The sequence below is a fragment of the Pseudomonas sp. LY-1 genome (genome assembly GCF_053502595.1).
On sequence record NZ_CP094353.1, the window covers coordinates 6,119,623 to 6,138,093 of the forward strand.

Sequence of the window (18,471 nt, forward strand, 5' to 3'; positions counted from 1 at the left end):
AACCGAGCTGCCAGCTCAACATGTGGGTTCAGATGGGGCCTGAGCGCGGAGTCACAGCCCTCCCGTGGCGTTGAACCCTACCCCCAACACCGTCAACACCGACAGCGGCAACAGCAGGGTATCGAGCAACGCGCTGGCTGGCAGGTCGACGCCGGGATAGCTCGGCGCCTCGGCACCAAAACGGTCCATCGCGCAACAGCCGCCGTTCATCGCATACAGGTCCAGCCGCGTGCCGGCGTACACCACCGGCGCGCCGGGCTTCGCCGCATCCAGCGTTCGCGCGGTGGCGCAGCCCGCCAGTTGCAACGCCAGTAACACCAACAACGCCTTATTCATCGCTGCTCAAATGGTGCTCACCCCAACGCGGGAGCATGTCCTGGGGAATGTTCAGCAGGTTGAGAATCCGCGCCACCACAAAATCCACCAGGTCATCGATGGTCTGCGGCTGGTGATAGAAACCGGGCGACGCCGGCAAGATGGTCACGCCCATGTTCGACAACTTGAGCATGTGCTCCAGGTGAATGCTCGAATACGGCGCCTCACGCGGCACCAAAATCAGCTGGCGCCGCTCTTTCAACGTCACATCGGCGGCCCGTTCGATCAAATTGTTGCAGGCGCCCGTGGCAATCGCCGACAACGTACCGGTGGAACACGGCACCACCACCATCGCCGCCGGCGCGCCGGAGCCGGAGGCCACCGGCGACATCCAATCCTCTTTACCGTAGACCTTGATCTGCCCCGCCGCCGCACCGGTGTACTCGGTGAGGAACGCCTGCATCATCTGCACCTTGGGCGGCAGCGCGACATCGGTCTCGGTGGCCATCACCAGTTGCGCGGCCTTGGAGATCAGGAAATGAACTTCACGCTCCTCGCGCACCAGGCAGTCGAGCAGGCGCAAGCCATAGGGCGCGCCGGATGCGCCGGTCATCGCCAGTGTCACGCGCTCGGGCCCGCTCATTTCAGGGCCTCGGCCAGTTTGCCGTGCAGGCCGCCGAAGCCGCCGTTGCTCATGACCACCACGTGGGTGCCGGGCGTGGCCTGTTGCTTGACGTGTTCAATGATGCCTTCGATCGAATCGCAGACCGTCGACGGCACGTGACACAGCGCCGCAATGGCGGGCAGGTCCCAGCCGAGGTTGGCCGGTGCGTACCAGACCACTTGGTCCGCATCATTGACGCTCTCCGGCAAACCATCGCGGTGCGCGCCGAGCTTCATGGAGTTGGAGCGCGGTTCGATAATCGCAATGATCGGCGCATCACCGACCCGCTTGCGCAGGCCATCAAGGGTTGTGGCAATCGCCGTTGGGTGGTGGGCAAAGTCGTCGTAGATGGTAATCCCATTCACATCGGCAACCTTTTCCATGCGCCGTTTCACACTTTTGAACGCACTCAAGGCCGCGATGCCCATGGAAGGCACCACGCCAACATGCCGTGCCGCCGCCAAGGTGACCAGGGCGTTGGCAACGTTGTGCTGGCCGGTCATGTCCCAGTCGACCACACCCTGGGCCTCGCCTTCGAACAGCACTTCAAATGTCGAACCGTCTTCACTGAGCAACCTGACCTGCCACTGCCCGCCCGCGCCGGTGGTTTGCACCGGCGTCCAGCAGCCCATGTCGATGACGCGCTGCAAGGCCGGCTCGGTGGTCGGGTGGATCACCAGGCCCTCACTCGGGATGGTGCGTACCAAATGGTGGAACTGCCGCTCGATGGCCGCCAGATCGGGGAAGATATCCGCGTGATCGAACTCCAGGTTATTCAGGATCGCCGTGCGCGGGCGGTAGTGGACAAACTTGGAGCGTTTGTCGAAGAACGCGCTGTCGTATTCATCGGCTTCGATCACGAAGAACGGCGTATCGCCCAGGCGCGCCGACACCGAGAAGTTCTGCGGTACGCCGCCGATCAGGAAACCCGGGCTCATGCCTGCGTGCTCCAGCACCCAGGCCAGCATGCTGCTGGTGGTGGTCTTGCCGTGCGTACCAGCGACCGCCAGCACCCAGCGCCCTTGCAGCACATGGTCGGCCAGCCATTGGGGGCCGGACACATACGGCAAACCTTTGTTCAGTACGTACTCGACCGCAGGGTTGCCCCGAGACATGGCGTTGCCGATCACCACCAGGTCGGGGACCGGATCAAATTGGGATGGATCATAGCCCTGGGTCAACTCGATGCCCTGGGCTTGCAGTTGCGTACTCATGGGCGGATAGACGTTGGCATCGGAACCCGTCACATGGTGGCCCAACTCCTTGGCCAGAACCGCCATCGAGCCCATGAAAGTACCGCAAATACCGAGAATATGAATGTGCATGGTCGACCTCGTAAAACATCGAGGCAGGTTAGCGCAGGGAGGGGGAAATCGCACTCTTTTAGCGGTACACGCCAGCTCAATCGTCTGAATTCGGCCGGCAGTGCGGTCGTTGAGCCCGGTGCCGTCACCCGCCGTGACTGCACCGGACTCAGCGTATACGAGGGGTCACTATGGGGTGTCAATTAACGGCCTCCCCTGCATAACCCGCATCAGACAAACTGCATCGAGGATAGCGGCCCCTTCGGCTCCAACACCGTATTGATACGGGAGATCTGGTTTAAAACAGCCTGATTGCGTCGATCCAATGTTTCAAGGCGGCGCACAGGGTCTTTCTCGGTGGCGGCGGTATCACTTTTAAAGGGCCTGAATATAAAATCATTTTCCTTAGAGATTAATTCCAAGTTCGACTCGACGGTGTTGTATTGCTTTTCCAACATATCAAGTCGGGCAGTTGTCTCGGTTGGCCAATCGGGGCTTTTATCCAAGGCTTGACCCTCGCTCCCTTCGGTATAGGCCTGGATCGTATTACTGACCAAGAGCAGTTTTAATTCTGCATTGTCCAAGTGCAACGCCAGGTCTTGCGGCGATGAAGGACTCGGCGCCGATCCCGCCACACCGTTCTGTTGACTCGGCGCGGGCTGGTGCGCGGGAGGAAGTAAGGGGGTATTGGCGCTGAACGCCCCCTTGATCTGCTCGCCACTCCATACGGAGCCTGCGTAAGTACCAATACTCAATGGCGTACTGACCAAGCCGTTGACTGCGGCATTCACGAAAGCGTCCCGTGTCACGGTTTTCAGATCTGGCCCGGTCTTGAACACGCCTGCCTTGACCAGGCGATCGGCAGTGACGAGGTTTTGCGCCACCTCGCCAAACGTCTTGGGAACGGGGTGAGACCTGGAAGGAAGGGTAGTGCTCCCGAACCGGTTGTTACTAATCAGATCTCGAAAGGGCTTATTAGGTGCGGGAGCGGAAGGTGGGTTTGAGAAAGACGATCCCTTAACCGGAGTATATTTACCGGGCGTCCCAGACGGCACGCGGGAAGTGCTATGCGTCGGCCTGCGGAAAAAACGTCCGAAATCAATTCCCCTTTTGCTACGAACCTGCGTGTCCGAGTTCAAACGTTCGGCATCATAAGTAAGCTCGGAGCGATCATTTTTCCAAGTAGCCGAAGCGGCGTTGCGCGGGTTACCGGTCGATCCAGTATTATTGGCAGTTTGAGTAACATCAGCTGAAACGTCACTGGACGGCACTGTAGTGTAAGTTGGAACACCTGTAACATTCATAATCATCACCTTAGTCAGTCAATAAAAACTTGCATTCACTGGGTGACAAAAATATCTATCTCAGTTCCACCGAAACAACATTACATGCATTTACTTCCGCGCCAGCCAGGACACACTTTCTCAACAATTAACCCACAAAAGCAAAAACAGTAAATCCCCCTACAACCAACAATTAAAAACCGCTCCCACACACTCGACAACAACTTACGAATTACAACGCCGAACGCAGTTCAATGCCATGTTTGCGTAACTTTCGATATAACGTGTTGCGGCTCACCCCCAACCGTTCAGCCACAAGGGTCATATGCCAGCGCTGCTGCGTCAGGACCTTCAACAATGCCAGGCGCTCGGCATCCTCAAGCAGCGACAGCGGGGGGACATCCGCAGCAGGCATAGCCAAGGACGCCGGGCGGATCATCGGCGGCAAATCATCGACACCGATCAACGCGCCGTCACACAGTGCAACCAGGGTGCGCAACACCGTGCGCAACTGCCGCACATTGCCCGGCCAGGCGAACGCCAGCAATGCCTGACGCGCGCCGGCATCGAGCGTTATCGTCTGCTCCCCGGCTTCCTGGGCCAGCAGAAAATCCAGCAATTGCGGCTTATCACTGCGCTCGCGCAACGGCGGCAAGCCGATTTCGAGGCCATTGAGTCGGTAGTACAAATCTTCACGAAAGCTGCCGGCCTGCACACGTTGCAACAAATCACGGTGGGTGGCGCTGATGACTCTCACGTTTACCGCCTGGGGCTCGCCGCCGATGGGCACCACTAGGCGATCCTCCAGCACCCTCAAGAGCCGGGTTTGCAAAGCCAGGGGCATGTCGCCGATTTCATCCAGGAACAACGTGCCCCCATCTGCCTGTTGCAGCTTGCCGCGCATGCCTTCCTTGCGGGCACCGGTGAAACTGCCGCCGCGATAGCCGAACAGTTCGCTTTCGATCAGGCTTTCCGGGATGGCGGCGCAGTTGAGCGCAACGAAAGCCTTGTCCGCACGCTGGCTGGCCTGGTGTACGGCCTTGGCGAAGGCCTCTTTGCCGGAACCGGTTTCACCGTTGACCAGCAGCGGCACATCACGTTCGAACACGCGCAACGCCTTGCGAAAATCGCTTTGCAACGCGGAATCGCCCAGGCAGATACCGAGCAGACGCTCGGGCTTGGCGGCAACCACCGGCTGCGACGGTACGGGCACCGGCACACTGCGCGGCTGGCCGCGCAACGCGGCAAACAGATGTCGACCGTCCCGCGTCCGCAGCGGCCAACTCGCTGTGGCATTGGCGCTGGCGCGGCCCAGCAGTTGATCCAGGGTGCATTCGAAAAGCACTTCCACAGGCTGCCCCAGCAAGCCACCACGCATCTGCCCCAACAGGTTCAGGGCACTTTGGTTGACTGCGCAAATGCGCCCTTCACCGTCGAACGCCAGCAGCCCTTCACTGAACAAGCCCACGGACTCCGCCTGCAAGTGAAAACGCAGCAGCCAGTGGTGTTCAAAGTGACGCAGGAAGTAACAACTCTCGATCATCTTCGCCGACAGGTTGACCAGCGCCATGGTGTGGAACTGGCTCTGACGCGACACCGCTTCTCGCGCCGACGACACGTCCAGCACCGCCAGCAACTCACCATGGGGATCGAACACCGGGCTCGCCGAACAGGTCAGCCCGGTGTGGCGCCCGCGAAAATGCTCATCGCGGTGAATGGTCAACGACTGGCGCTCCACCAGGCAGGTGCCGATGCCATTGGTGCCTTCGCAGGCCTCGCTCCAGTCGGCGCCGAGCCACAACCCGGCGCGCTCGAAAATCTTGCGCTCGGACGGCGCGGTGACGCAGTTGAGGATCACCCCGCGCGCGTCGGTGAGCAGCACGGCGTGACCGGCGCCCGAAAGTTGCTGATGCAGGCTGTTCATCTCGCCGCCAGCGATGTGCAGCACCTGCTGCAGGCGCTCGCGGCTTTCCAGCAGACGGCCATGTTCGAGCACGGTGGGGGCGATGCTCAGCGCAGGGTCGAGGTGATAGTCCTCCAGGCAACGCAGCCAGGAGCGGGCGATGGACGGGTCGCTGCCGGGGCCCTGGGAAAGGTCTTGCCCACGGGTCACGGTCAAGACTTGCTGGGCATGGCGACTGAAATGATCGTGATGCATGTTCTTATTATTCTCCCTGCGTGAGAACGTCCAGCATCCCCCAGCCACCCGGCCATTGCAATCCCGCGCCGACCCACCGGTCACAGGTTGTACCGTGCATGGCACAAACTGTCACACAGACTGTACCAAGGCTGGCACAGCCGCACTTTTTGGCTCTCGCCAACCCCCTGATTTAACTGGCTTGCAAGGCAGTGGCCCGACCTTTGCTCTACGCTTTATCAAGCGCTTGCCGCGCTGCACTCCAATAAACATAAAAAGCCAGGAGATACCCACCATGCGTTACGCACACCCCGGTACTGAAGGCGCCATCGTTTCGTTCAAGGCCAAGTACGGCAACTACATCGGCGGCGAATTCGTGGCGCCGATCGATGGCAACTACTTCACCAACACTTCCCCGGTCAACGGCAAGCCCATCGCCGAATTCCCGCGTTCCACCGCCAAAGACATCGACAAGGCGCTGGACGCCGCGCATGCCGCCGCCGACGCCTGGGGCAAAACCTCTGCCCAGGACCGCTCGCTGGTGCTGCTGAAGATCGCCGACCGCATCGAACAGAACCTCGAACTGCTGGCCATCACCGAAACCTGGGACAATGGCAAGGCCGTGCGGGAAACCCTCAACGCCGACATCCCGCTGGCCGCCGACCACTTCCGCTACTTCGCCGGTTGCATCCGCGCCCAGGAAGGCAGCAGCGCCGAAATCAACGAACACACCGCCGCTTATCACTTCCATGAGCCCCTGGGCGTGGTCGGCCAGATCATCCCGTGGAACTTCCCGCTGCTGATGGCCGCCTGGAAACTCGCCCCGGCCCTGGCCGCCGGCAACTGCGTGGTGCTCAAGCCGGCCGAGCAAACCCCGCTGGGCATCAACGTGCTGATGGAAGTCATCGGCGACCTGCTGCCGCCGGGCGTGCTGAACGTGGTACACGGTTTCGGCAAAGAAGCCGGCGAAGCCCTGGCCACCAGCAAGCGCATCGCCAAGATCGCCTTCACCGGCTCTACCCCGGTGGGCGCGCACATCATGCATTGCGCCGCCGAGAACATCATTCCGTCCACCGTTGAACTGGGTGGCAAGTCGCCGAACATCTTCTTCGCCGACATCATGAAAGCCGAACCGCAATTCATCGAGAAAGCCGCCGAAGGCTTGGTGCTGGCGTTCTTCAACCAGGGCGAAGTGTGTACCTGCCCATCCCGCGCGCTGGTGGAAGAGTCGATCTACGACGACTTCATGAAAGTGGTGATGAAGAAGGTCGCGTCGATCAAGCGTGGCGACCCGCTGGACACCGACACCATGGTCGGCGCCCAGGCGTCCGAGCAGCAGTTCGACAAGATCCTGTCGTACCTGGAAATCGCCAAGGGCGAAGGCGCCGAGTTGCTGGCCGGCGGCAAGGTCGAGAAGCTGACAGGTGATCTGGCCACCGGCTATTACATCCAGCCGACCCTGCTCAAGGGCACCAACAAGATGCGGGTGTTCCAGGAAGAAATTTTCGGCCCGGTGGTGAGCATCACCACCTTCAAGGATGAAGCCGAAGCCCTGGCGATCGCCAACGACACCGAGTTCGGCCTCGGCGCCGGCCTGTGGACCCGCGACATCAACCGCGCCTACCGCATGGGCCGGGCGATCAAGGCGGGCCGCGTGTGGACCAACTGCTACCACCTGTACCCGGCACATGCCGCGTTTGGCGGTTACAAGAAGTCCGGCGTCGGTCGTGAAACCCACAAGATGATGTTGGATCACTACCAGCAGACCAAGAACCTGCTGGTGAGCTACGACATCAATCCATTGGGCTTCTTCTAACCCAACACCGCCGGGGCGATAACCGCCCCCGTAGGAGCGAGCTTGCTCGCGAAGAACCTCAACGATTACGCGGATAGCCTGGCTCTGCGCGGTGCTCTGAAGTTTTTCGCGAGCAAGCTCGCTCCTACATTACCCGGCGACAACTTGTCGGGACCAAAACAATAAGAATGAAAGGTACTTTCCCATGCCTAGCGAACCCACTGGATCCTCCGTCGACTTCGAAAAAGTCGATTCCCAATACTTCCAACAACGCGAACTGAAAAAAGGCGCCGCCGGCTGGGTGCTGCTGGTCGGCCTTGGCGTTGCCTACGTGATCTCCGGCGACTACGCCGGCTGGAACTTCGGCCTGGCCCAGGGTGGCTGGGGCGGCATGTTCCTCGCCACATTGCTGATGGCCACCATGTACCTGTGCATGTGCTTTTCCCTGGCCGAACTGTCTTCCATGATCCCTACTGCCGGCGGTGGCTACGGTTTTGCCCGTAGCGCCTTTGGCCCTTGGGGCGGGTTCCTGACGGGCACCGCGATCCTGATCGAATACGCCATCGCCCCCGCCGCCATCGCGGTGTTCATCGGCGCCTATTGCGAGTCGTTGTTCGGCATCGGCGGCTGGATGATTTACCTGGCGTTCTACATCATCTTCATCGGCATCCATATCTTTGGCGTGGGTGAAGCCTTGAAGCTGATGTTTGTCATCACCGCCGTCGCCGCCATTGCACTGGGCGTGTTCCTGGTGTCGATGGTGCCGCACTTCAACGTCGCCAACCTGCTCGACATCCCGGTGACCGACGCCAAGGGCGCCAGCACCTTCCTGCCATTCGGCTACGTCGGCGTGTGGGCAGCGATTCCCTATGCGATCTGGTTCTTCCTGGCGGTCGAAGGCGTACCGTTGGCCGCCGAAGAAACCAAGAACCCGAAGCGCGACCTGCCTCGCGGCCTGATCGGCGCCATTGTGGTGCTGACCAGTTTTGCCCTGCTGATCCTGGTGATTGCACCGGGCGGCGCCGGCACCTACGCGCTGATCAAGTCCGGCAACCCGCTGGTTGAAGCGTTGGCGCTGTCTTACGGCGGCTCGACGTGGATGGGCAGCTTCGTCAACCTGGTCGGCCTGGCGGGCTTGATCGCCAGCTTTTTCTCGATTATCTACGCCTATTCGCGGCAGATCTTCGCGTTGTCCCGCGCCGGCTACCTGCCGCGCAAACTGTCCCAGACCAACAAAAGCAAGGCGCCGGTCCTGGCGCTGGTGATCCCCGGCATTATCGGTTTCGGCCTGTCGCTGACCGGCCAGGGCGACCTGCTGATTCTGGTGGCGGTGTTTGGCGCGACCATTTCCTACGTGCTGATGATGGCCGCGCACATCACGCTGCGCATCCGTCGCCCCAAAATGGATCGCCCGTACCGCACGCCGGGCGGCATCTTTACCTCCGGCGTGGCCCTGGTATTGGCCTGCGTGGCCGTGGTGGCGGGCTTTCTGGTCGACCCGCGAGTGGTGATTGGCGCTGCAATCATCTATGGAGTATTAATTGCTTACTTTGCTTTCTACAGCCGGCATCACTTGGTAGCAGGCACGCCGGAAGAAGAGTTCGCGGCGATCCAGGCCGCAGAGGCCGCCTTGCACTGACTGCCGTAAACCTCGACGCGGGCGCCTTACCCATATTCGCCCGCGTCATCAAGGAGACACTGTATGGCAAGTTTTTCCCACGCGGTGGGTGCATCGACCTACCGCTTCGACAGCCTCAAGGACGTGATGGCCAAGGCCAGCCCCGCCCGTTCAGGCGACTTCCTCGCCGGCGTCGCCGCACAGAACGATGGCGAGCGGGTGGCGGCGCAAATGGCCTTGGCGAATATCCCGCTGAAGCACTTCCTGCAAGAGGCGCTGATTCCCTATGAAAGCGACGAAGTCACCCGACTGATCATCGACACCCACGATAAACAGGCGTTTACCGCCGTCAGCCACCTGACCGTCGGCGGCCTGCGCGACTGGCTGCTCAGTGACGCAGCCGATGAACAATCCCTACGCGCCTTGGCGCCAGGGCTGACACCAGAAATGGCCGCCGCCGTGTCGAAGATCATGCGCGTGCAAGACCTGGTGCTGGTCGCGCAGAAGATCCGCGTGGTCACCCGGTTTCGCGGCACCATGGGCCTGCGCGGCCGCTTGTCGACCCGCCTGCAACCCAACCACCCCACCGACGAACCGGCGGGCATCGCGGCGAGCATTCTCGACGGCCTGTTGTACGGCAACGGCGACGCCATGATCGGCATCAACCCGGCCACCGACAGCATCGCCTCGATCTGCGCCATGCTGGAGATGCTCGACGCGATCATCCAGCGTTACGAAATCCCCACCCAGGCCTGCGTGCTGACCCACGTCACCACCTCCATCGAAGCCATCAACCGTGGCGTGCCGCTGGACCTGGTGTTCCAGTCGATCGCCGGCACCGAGGCGGCCAACGCCAGTTTCGGCATCAGCCTGAGCGTGCTGCAGGAAGGCTACGAAGCAGGCCTGAGCCTGAACCGTGGCACCCTCGGGCAGAACCTGATGTATTTCGAAACCGGCCAGGGCAGCGCCTTGTCGGCCAACGCACACTTCGGCGTCGACCAGCAAACCTGTGAAACCCGCGCCTATGCCGTGGCCCGGCACTTCAAGCCGTTTCTGGTGAACACCGTGGTCGGTTTTATCGGCCCCGAGTACCTGTACAACGGCAAACAGATCATCCGCGCCGGCCTCGAAGACCACTTCTGCGGCAAGCTGCTGGGGGTGCCGATGGGTTGCGACATCTGCTACACCAACCACGCCGAAGCCGACCAGGACGACATGGACACCCTGCTGACCCTGCTGGGCGTGGCCGGGATCAACTTCATCATGGGCATTCCCGGTTCCGACGACATCATGCTCAACTACCAGACCACCTCGTTCCACGACGCCCTGTACGCCCGCCAGACATTGGGTCTAAAGCCGGCGCCGGAGTTTGAACAGTGGCTGGCGAACATGGGCATTTTCACGCAAGCCGACGGCAAAGTGCGCTTCGGCAACAGCCTGCCACCGGCATTTCGCCATGCCTTGGCGCAATTGGGATGAAGGAGCCGCCCGTGCAACCAGACTTACCCGAAAACCCGTGGCTGGAACTGCGTCGCCTGACCCCGGCGCGCATCGCCCTGGGCCGTACTGGCACCAGCATCCCCACCAGCGCACAGTTGGACTTCCAATTTGCCCACGCCCAGGCGCGGGACGCGGTCCACCTGCCCTTCGACCACGTCGGCCTCAGCACTCAGCTCGCCGAACGCGGGCGTGACAGCCTGTTGCTGCACAGCGCCGCCGTCGACCGCCACAGCTACCTGCAACGCCCGGACCTGGGGCGGCGTCTGAGCGATGAGTCGGCCCAGGCGCTGCGCGACCATGCGGCGGCCAACCCGGGCGGCATCGACCTGGCCGTGGTGGTGGCCGATGGTCTGTCGGCGCTGGCGGTACATAAACACACGTTGCCGTTTCTCACGCGCATGGAGGAACAGACCCACGCCGAAGGCTGGTCCTTGTCACCGGTGATCCTGGTGGAACAGGGCCGCGTCGCGGTGGCCGATGAGATTGGCCAGCTACTCGGCGCCAAGATGGTGGTGATCCTCATCGGTGAACGACCGGGGCTCAGTTCGCCGGACAGCCTGGGCCTGTATTTCACCTACAACCCCAAGGTTGGCCTCACCGATGCGTACCGCAACTGCATCTCCAACGTGCGCCTGGAGGGTTTGAGTTATGGCATGGCAGCCCACCGCCTGCTGTACTTGATGCGCGAGGCCTGCCGCCGGCAGTTGTCGGGGGTCAACCTCAAGGATGAGGCGCAGGTTCAGACCATCGAGTCAGATGACCCGGACTTGGTGAAAGGCAATTTCCTGCTCAGCCCGCCCACCGACTGATCCCCGCACGATTGCGCTTTTTCGCGTCTTTAGGCAGCATCGAGTCACGGCCGCTCGCGTGGTCATATACCATCTGGAAGTTGAGGCCTGGCATGCGGATCACTCAAGCGACCCTGGAACACCTGGACCTGTTGACCCCGTTATTCGTCAAATACCGCGAGTTCTACGGGGCGCTGCCGTTCCCGGACTCTTCGCGGGCGTTCCTGGAAAAACGCCTGCGCCGCAAGGAATCGGTGATCTACCTGGCCCTGGCCGATGACGACGACAAGCGCTTGCTCGGGTTCTGTCAGCTGTACCCGAGCTTTTCTTCGTTGTCGCTCAAACGGGTGTGGATCCTCAACGACATCTACGTCGCCGAAGACGCGCGCCGGCAACTGGTGGCGGACAACCTGATGCGCGCGGCGAAGAAGATGGCCAAGGAAACCCATGCGGTGCGGCTGCGGGTGTCGACCAGCAGCAACAATAACGTGGCGCAGAAGACGTATGAGTCGATGGGTTTTCGCGAAGACAGCGAGTTCAAGAACTACGTGTTGCCGATCAGCGAAGACTGACCCCATCCCCAAGCCCCCCCAAAGTCCCTGTGGGAGGAGCTTGCTCCCGATAGCCGTGGACCAGTCAGACTATTTATAACTGGCACGACCCGATCGGGGGCAAGCCCCCTCCCACATTTGGTTCTGTGGTGCTCTGGGAGCCGAGTGCCATGACATCACCCGCTACAAAACCCACACACTCTTTTCACTTCTCAATCCGTATAATGCCGACCTTTCAGGATTGTAAGAAGCGCGACAAATACTTGTAGCCTTATTACCCGAGCCTCCGCACAGGCCTGCTGAGTCGGGCCATTCACACAGGTGCCATCCATGGATTTCAACCCGCTTGACCTTATCCTGCATCTCGACGTCTACCTCGACCTGCTGGTAAAAAATTACGGTCTGTGGATCTACGCCATTCTGTTCCTTGTAATCTTTTGCGAAACCGGCCTGGTGGTCATGCCGTTCCTGCCGGGTGATTCATTACTGTTCATTGCCGGCGCGGTGGCGGCGGGTGGCGGCATGGACCCGGTCTTGCTCGCCGGTCTATTGATGTTGGCGGCGATCCTCGGCGACAGCACCAACTACGTGATCGGGCGAACAGCCGGCGAACGCTTGTTCAGCAACCCGAACTCGAAAATCTTCCGCCGCGACTACCTGCAAAAAACCCACGATTTCTACGACAAGCACGGCGGCAAAACCGTGACCCTGGCGCGCTTCCTGCCGATCCTGCGCACCTTTGCACCGTTCGTTGCCGGTATCGCGAAAATGCCCTACCCGCGCTTCTTCGGCTTCAGCGTGCTGGGCACCGTCTTCTGGGTCGGCGGCCTGGTAACCCTGGGCTACTTCTTCGGCAACGTGCCGTTCATCAAGAAAAACCTCTCGCTGCTGGTGGTGTTCATCATCCTGCTGTCGCTGGTGCCGATGATCATCAGCGTGTTCCGCAGCCGCTTTGGTCGCACGTCCACCGAAGCCAAGTCGCAGTAACCTGCGATGTGGTCCCTCAGCGCCTGGCGTCGCCGGCGCCTGTTGGCCAGGCACCCGATTGCCGATGACACCTGGCAGCGGGTGCGCGAGCACCTGACCTTCCTCGACGGCATCAGCGCCGAGCAAGACCAGTGGCTGCGCGAAGCCTGCGTGGTGTTTCTCGCCGAAAAACACCTCACCGCCCTGCCCGGCGTCGAGCTGCACCAGGAACAACGCCTGCTGCTCGCCGCCCAGGCGCAACTGCCACTGATGAACCTCGGCGATCTCGACTGGTATCAGGGCTTCCACGAGATCGTGCTGTACCCCGACGACTTCCTCAGCCCGCAACGTCATCGCGATGCCAGTGGCGTCGAGCACGAGTGGGACGGCGAGCACAGCGGCGAAGCCTGGCAACAAGGCCCGGTGATCCTCGCCTGGCCCGGCGTGCTGGCCAGCGGCAACTGGGAAGGCTACAACCTGGTGATCCACGAACTGGCGCACAAGCTCGACATGCTCAACGGCGACGCCAACGGCCTGCCGCCCCTGCACCACGACATGCGCGTGCAAGACTGGGCCCGCGTGATGCAAGGCGCCTACGATGAGCTTAACCGCCAGTTGGACGCCAACCCCGACGCCGAAACCGCCATCGACCCCTACGCCGCCGAAAACCCGGCGGAATTTTTCGCGGTCACCAGCGAATATTTTTTCAGCGCGCCAGATTTATTGGTGGAAAGTTATCCACAGGTGTACGCCCAACTCAGTCATTTTTACCGCCAGGACCCTCTGGCCCGCCTCGCGCAGCTGCAAGCGCACGACCCGCGTTATCAGCCACAAGGCGAATGACTGTACGACGTCTGGTGCATGGCATCGGCGTCAGAATATGCCTATAATCGCCGCCACTTTTAGGCCAATCCGGCCATGTACATGGCCAACTACGGGGGCAACGCCCAATGAGCTACAGCAAGATTCCGGCTGGCAAAGACCTGCCGAACGACATCTACGTCGCCATCGAGATTCCGGCCAACCACGCGCCGATCAAATACGAAATCGACAAAGACAGCGACTGCCTGTTCGTTGACCGGTTCATGGCCACCCCGATGTTCTACCCGGCCAACTACGGTTTCATCCCCAACACCCTGGCTGACGACGGCGACCCCCTCGACGTGCTGGTCGTAACCCCTTACCCGGTTACTCCAGGCTCGGTTATCCGCGCGCGTCCAGTCGGCATCCTGAACATGACCGACGACGGCGGCGGCGATGCCAAAGTCATCGCAGTGCCCCACGACAAGCTGTCCCAGCTGTACGTGGACGTGAAGGAATACACCGATCTGCCGCCACTGCTGCTGGAACAGATCAAGCACTTCTTCGAGAACTACAAAGACCTCGAAAAAGGCAAATGGGTGAAGATCGACGGTTGGGGCAACGCAGACGCCGCCCGCGCCGAGATCATGAAGTCGGTCGCCGCCTACAAAGGCTGATACCGGCTCCTCATTGCTGCGGCAATCAAAAAGCCCCGATCATTCGGGGCTTTTTTTGTGGAAAAATTTAAACACCAAGTTCAATTATTAACACTCTATGTTGAACTAAGCAGCACCAACGAAAGATCAGGCTACAACTAAGTAAAAACCTACACCGGCAATTGAACGCATAGTTTATTTGATCTATTTTCCCGGCCAGTAAACTCAGCGTTTATGAATACATCAGGTGATCGCTTAAAAGCGCTATTACGGGAAGTTCATCTTTCCGCTTCCGACTTCGCCAAGAACCGCGGCGTCACGCCTCAGCACGTGAACAACTGGTTCAAACGCGGTGTTCCCATGGGCCGACTCAACGAAATCGCAGAACTGCTGTGCGTCTCCAGCCGCTGGCTGCACGCCGGTGTAGGCCCTAAACACCCACCGGCCAACTTCCTGTTGGACGCTCAAGATGCAAGGAAAGCATTGCCCACCCGCGAAGAAAGCGGCAAATACCTCACAGGCCCCGCCCGTTCCCCGGAAACAATCGATGTGGAGATCGCCCTCCATCCGTCCTTCACCTCAACCGAACGTATCCGCCTCTCCCGTCACACCCTCGAGACCTTAAACGTAAACCCCGACCGCGCCCTCGGCGCCTACATGGTCGATAACAGCATGGTCGACATCATCCAACAAGGCGCCACCCTCGCCATCGACCGCGGCCGCACCCAAATCGTCGACGGCGAAATCTACGCCGTCGAACACGACGACATGCTGCGCATCAAATACCTCTACAACCGCCCCGGCGGCGGCCTGCGCATGCGCAGCCACAACGCCGGCGAACACCCCGACGAATACCTGACCTTCGATCAACGCTTCGAACAGAACTTCCAGATTGTCGGCTGGGTGTTCTGGTGGTCCACCCTCAACAACCGCCGCCCACCCGTGCCGCTGGATGAACACCTGCTGGGCTGGGAAGGCTCTAAATCGGATACGGAGGTGGGCAACTGAGGTGAATGTGGGTATCATGCGCCGCACATTTGGCAGGGGCTGGTTTTAGGCCATTCACCCTGCCAGGCGATGCGGAAAAACGCCCGCGGATGCCCTGACTATTCAGCCAGACGCGATGTTGGCTGAGCGATTTGAAGGCTGGTGAGGTTTGTCAAAAACAAGCTGAGGCGGTCCCCGAGAAGCCGGCCACAAGCCGGCTTTTTAATTGACACCGAAATAATCCTATCTCTCCCGAGAATCCTGCCTAGCGATCATCGACGTTTCAGACACTCCCCCTGTCCGATGGTGCTCGATACGATTTCACCACTACAGTATCGTTTGTCTAAAGGAAGGGCGTTGACCGAGAGTAGACTCGTCTTCAGCCATCAATCAACCTCTCCTTCCCTGCCAATAGCGCCATGAAGGCTTCGCAAGCCTTACTTACGTAGCAGTTCGTGCCGGAAGCGTGCTTCTAGGGACGGAATCTCCAACAGCACATCTTCGTCTTCCCAGACATCGTAAGATCGGACTTCCAGGATCTCGTCCTCAAATTCCAGATCTTCATGATCTTCATCGGCAATTCCCTCATAGAGCGCCGAGGTGTAACCCTTGATCCACAGTTTGCGCTTGTCAGCGCTGACGACATAACCAGAGGTGTACTCCCCACCAGGCAGCCGGTCGGGCATTGCGCTGCCTTTACGCCCCAACGCGGTGATTGCAATTACCAGATGCGCCAGTTCATCAATGTCTGGGCAGACCGTTTCATGGAAGGAAGGCCAGAAGGATTTGTCTGCATCGGAGGCTCGCCAGCCCTTGCAGTCATTGACTTCGGATAAATCCTCATATGGGTGCGAGTGGAAGGTTCCAATTAGTTCCAGTTGCGGCCAGTACTCGGCAAAAAAATCTCGCTTCATCTTGATGGACTCAAGATCGGGCTTGACCCATTCGGCATGTCGTAACGCAGAGGTTTCCACGGTCGCAACCGCAGCTACCAGTCGAGCAGGTACATTCTCTCGCACCGGTAATGCGTAACCCCACAGCAGGCCAAAGGTTTCCAGTTTCTTGTTTACTCGACCTCGTTCATGAGCTTTGTGGGAGACCTCATACGCTTCAATGGCTGAGGTAAGGAGCTGAGGCAGTACGTGGTCCTCAATAATGACTTGCGTGCGCATGAGAGTCCTTGTTTTACGCTGGAGAAAGAGGCACTGGAAAATGTGACAGGTGCCTAATCAGAGCTATCGACCGGAGCTTGGCTTTCTTGAAGTTCTAATGCCGCGCCCCCACCAGATAGACAGGCGCTGTTTGTGTCATATTCGATAATTACTTGACCACCAGAAAGTGATGAAAAAATCAAAGCACCTAGGTGCCGACCTTCCCTACTGACATACGAGACCAGACGACATACTTTCAAAGGGAAGGGGCTTCTCGATAATTTTTCCGTCGGCCACTCAACGCAAAAGCGGGAAAAACAAAGAACAAAATAATCAAAAAAAGCCGGGCTTTTGCTGAAAAAAAACCAAGTGAGAATTGTAAAAAGTGGAGGAGTAAATGGGGATCTTAGCGTTTTTAAAAACATCTAAGTCATTGCTTTTTTCAAAAACATAGATCGATAAATAGCTAACCACAGACTGGTTTTTTTAATGCCTGCCGTCAGCAAAATCCAAATACCCATCGTTTACCAAACCCTCCGCCAATAGCGGGCCGCATATCGCCCTGCCCGCCTCTCAAGTCGCGTTACCTAGGCTTCAAACACTCCACCGCCCGATCCGCCACCAGCTTCGCCATCTCCACCAAATGCATCACCGCCCTCTGCGGCGCAGCCAGCGGCTCCCCGAGCTCCTGCGATGTGGCCACCGCACATTGCAGCAACTCAGCCACGCGCACCCAGGCATCCTCGAAGCTCAGTTCTTCATTGACAGTAAAGGGGTTGGCCGCAGGCGATGACGGTGAATCCGAAACAACGTTATCCATAGCAAAACTCCTAGCAGTAAGTGAATACCACCGTCCTTTCGCGACTAAACGAGCAGAGGTGGCGGCTGTGCACAGGTTAGTCGACCGGCCGCTAGGCACCGGCGCACCCGGAGGTGCCCTGCGCACAGCCACCATAAAGTGCAGGTGAGAAGACACCTGTCTTTGGGATGGCGCGTGCGCCTAGCGAAGTCCGGGCGACTAAACCCGATCACTGAATTTGCAGTGACGGACCGCAGCCTAGTCACGGAATTTCGCTGGCGCAAGCGGCTGGGATTCTCTAGGAAACGTCCTGCAAATGAAAGGGATCGAGACTGCTGGCCGTTCAAATCCATTGTCCTTTCCAAGTTGACAGTAAGACGCCTCCCAGCCGATTTATCCCTCACGTCCCACCCATTAATCTGTGCCCATGTTGAACGCAACGCCCAACCCACTTAAACAAAAAAGGATTCAACCATGAGCACGCCAACCTACAACCGCTTGAACAAAGACGACGCCGTAGTCCTGCTGGTCGACCACCAGACCGGTCTGATCTCCCTGGTGCAGGACTTCTCGCCCAACGAGTTCAAGAACAACGTGCTGGCCCTGGCGGACCTGGCCAAGTTCTTCAACCTGCCGACGATCCTCACCACTAGCTTCGAGCAAGGCCCTAACGGCCCGCTGGTGCCGGAGTTGAAGGAGATGTTCCCGGACGCGCCGTACATCGCTCGCCCTGGCCAGATCAATGCGTGGGACAACGAAGATTTCGTCAAGGCGATCAAGGCCACCGGGCGTAAGCAGATCATCATTGCCGGTGTGGTGACGGACGTGTGCGTGGCGTTCCCGACGTTATCGGCGCTGGCGGAGGGGTTTGATGTATTTGTGGTGACGGATGCGTCGGGCACCTTCAATACCACGGTGCAACAGGCGGCGTGGAGCCGGATGACGCAGGCCGGTGCGCAGATGATGAACTGGTTTTCGGTGGCGTGTGAGCTGCATCGCGACTGGCGCAACGATATCGAAGGCCTGGGCAATCTGTTGTCCCAGCGTATTCCGAACTATCGCAACTTGATGAATGGTTATGCGGCGCTGACGGCGCAGCAGGCTCAGTAAGGCCGCCTGTCAGGACAAGCCTGACCAGCACCGCTGGCCTGGCTCA

Annotated in this window: 17 protein-coding genes; 10 read left to right on the forward strand and 7 right to left on the reverse strand. The window is 59.6% G+C overall.

The annotated features are described in order from the left end of the window. Window positions 1-51: 51 nt before the first annotated feature. The 5 genes from MOQ67_RS28120 to MOQ67_RS28140 all read right to left on the reverse strand — a co-directional run bounded on the left by MOQ67_RS28120 (window position 52) and on the right by MOQ67_RS28140 (window position 5,724). Window positions 52-336 carry a YceK/YidQ family lipoprotein gene (locus MOQ67_RS28120; protein WP_017848357.1) on the reverse strand — a complete coding sequence of 95 codons (285 nt, stop codon included), beginning with the start codon at window positions 334-336 and terminating at the stop codon, window positions 52-54. Then, window positions 329-958, reverse strand: coding sequence for a flavin prenyltransferase UbiX (gene ubiX / locus MOQ67_RS28125; RefSeq protein WP_010206807.1), 630 nt, complete (start codon window positions 956-958; stop codon window positions 329-331). Before ubiX ends, MOQ67_RS28120 begins: the two co-directional genes overlap by 8 nt. Next, window positions 955-2,304, reverse strand: coding sequence for a UDP-N-acetylmuramate:L-alanyl-gamma-D-glutamyl-meso-diaminopimelate ligase (mpl, locus tag MOQ67_RS28130; protein ID WP_017848358.1), 1,350 nt, complete (start codon window positions 2,302-2,304; stop codon window positions 955-957). Before mpl ends, ubiX begins: the two co-directional genes overlap by 4 nt. 209 nt (window positions 2,305-2,513) lie before the next feature. Next, window positions 2,514-3,587 carry a hypothetical protein gene (locus MOQ67_RS28135; RefSeq protein WP_126588956.1) on the reverse strand — a complete coding sequence of 358 codons (1,074 nt, stop codon included), beginning with the start codon at window positions 3,585-3,587 and terminating at the stop codon, window positions 2,514-2,516. Window positions 3,588-3,798: 211 nt separating this feature from the next. Further along, on the reverse strand, window positions 3,799-5,724 hold the full coding sequence (locus MOQ67_RS28140; RefSeq protein WP_126588957.1) for a sigma-54-dependent Fis family transcriptional regulator: 1,926 nt from the start codon (window positions 5,722-5,724) through the stop codon (window positions 3,799-3,801). A gap of 274 nt (window positions 5,725-5,998) precedes the next feature. Here MOQ67_RS28140 and exaC point away from each other — a divergent pair, with 274 nt between their 5' ends. The 9 genes from exaC to MOQ67_RS28185 all read left to right on the forward strand — a co-directional run bounded on the left by exaC (window position 5,999) and on the right by MOQ67_RS28185 (window position 15,386). Beyond that, entirely contained in the window at window positions 5,999-7,519 is a 1,521-nt protein-coding gene (gene exaC / locus MOQ67_RS28145; RefSeq protein ID WP_017848361.1) for an acetaldehyde dehydrogenase ExaC, read from the forward strand. Window positions 7,520-7,703: 184 nt separating this feature from the next. Then, on the forward strand, window positions 7,704-9,137 hold the full coding sequence (gene eat, locus MOQ67_RS28150; protein WP_017848362.1) for an ethanolamine permease: 1,434 nt from the start codon (window positions 7,704-7,706) through the stop codon (window positions 9,135-9,137). Window positions 9,138-9,200: 63 nt separating this feature from the next. Further along, the gene (locus MOQ67_RS28155) at window positions 9,201-10,595 is read left to right on the forward strand and encodes an ethanolamine ammonia-lyase subunit EutB (RefSeq protein WP_017848363.1); all 1,395 of its coding nucleotides are present in this window, start codon (window positions 9,201-9,203) and stop codon (window positions 10,593-10,595) included. Next, the gene (gene eutC, locus MOQ67_RS28160) at window positions 10,592-11,425 is read left to right on the forward strand and encodes an ethanolamine ammonia-lyase subunit EutC (protein WP_017848364.1); all 834 of its coding nucleotides are present in this window, start codon (window positions 10,592-10,594) and stop codon (window positions 11,423-11,425) included. Before MOQ67_RS28155 ends, eutC begins: the two co-directional genes overlap by 4 nt. Window positions 11,426-11,517: 92 nt before the next feature. Then, the gene (locus MOQ67_RS28165; RefSeq protein ID WP_017848365.1) at window positions 11,518-11,976 is read left to right on the forward strand and encodes a GNAT family N-acetyltransferase; all 459 of its coding nucleotides are present in this window, start codon (window positions 11,518-11,520) and stop codon (window positions 11,974-11,976) included. A 309-nt stretch (window positions 11,977-12,285) separates the two neighbouring features. Further along, a complete protein-coding gene (locus MOQ67_RS28170) occupies window positions 12,286-12,942 on the forward strand; it encodes a DedA family protein (RefSeq protein ID WP_017848366.1) in 657 nt (218 codons plus the stop codon). A gap of 6 nt (window positions 12,943-12,948) precedes the next feature. Further along, window positions 12,949-13,764, forward strand: a complete 816-nt coding sequence (locus MOQ67_RS28175) for a M90 family metallopeptidase (RefSeq protein WP_017848367.1) — start codon at window positions 12,949-12,951, stop codon at window positions 13,762-13,764. 107 nt (window positions 13,765-13,871) lie between these two features. After that, window positions 13,872-14,399, forward strand: a complete 528-nt coding sequence (gene ppa, locus MOQ67_RS28180; protein WP_003176323.1) for an inorganic diphosphatase — start codon at window positions 13,872-13,874, stop codon at window positions 14,397-14,399. 213 nt (window positions 14,400-14,612) lie between these two features. Further along, on the forward strand, window positions 14,613-15,386 hold the full coding sequence (locus tag MOQ67_RS28185) for a LexA family transcriptional regulator (protein ID WP_026140197.1): 774 nt from the start codon (window positions 14,613-14,615) through the stop codon (window positions 15,384-15,386). A gap of 416 nt (window positions 15,387-15,802) precedes the next feature. Here MOQ67_RS28185 and MOQ67_RS28190 read toward each other — a convergent pair whose 3' ends face one another. Both MOQ67_RS28190 and MOQ67_RS28195 read right to left on the reverse strand, forming a co-directional pair. Further along, the gene (locus MOQ67_RS28190) at window positions 15,803-16,537 is read right to left on the reverse strand and encodes a hypothetical protein (RefSeq protein WP_104904373.1); all 735 of its coding nucleotides are present in this window, start codon (window positions 16,535-16,537) and stop codon (window positions 15,803-15,805) included. A 562-nt stretch (window positions 16,538-17,099) separates the two neighbouring features. Next, window positions 17,100-17,336, reverse strand: a complete 237-nt coding sequence (locus MOQ67_RS28195) for a DUF6124 family protein (RefSeq protein WP_046482509.1) — start codon at window positions 17,334-17,336, stop codon at window positions 17,100-17,102. Between the two features lie 453 nt (window positions 17,337-17,789). Here MOQ67_RS28195 and ycaC point away from each other — a divergent pair, with 453 nt between their 5' ends. Then, window positions 17,790-18,425, forward strand: coding sequence for an isochorismate family cysteine hydrolase YcaC (ycaC, locus tag MOQ67_RS28200; RefSeq protein WP_046482510.1), 636 nt, complete (start codon window positions 17,790-17,792; stop codon window positions 18,423-18,425). Window positions 18,426-18,471 lie beyond the last annotated feature (46 nt).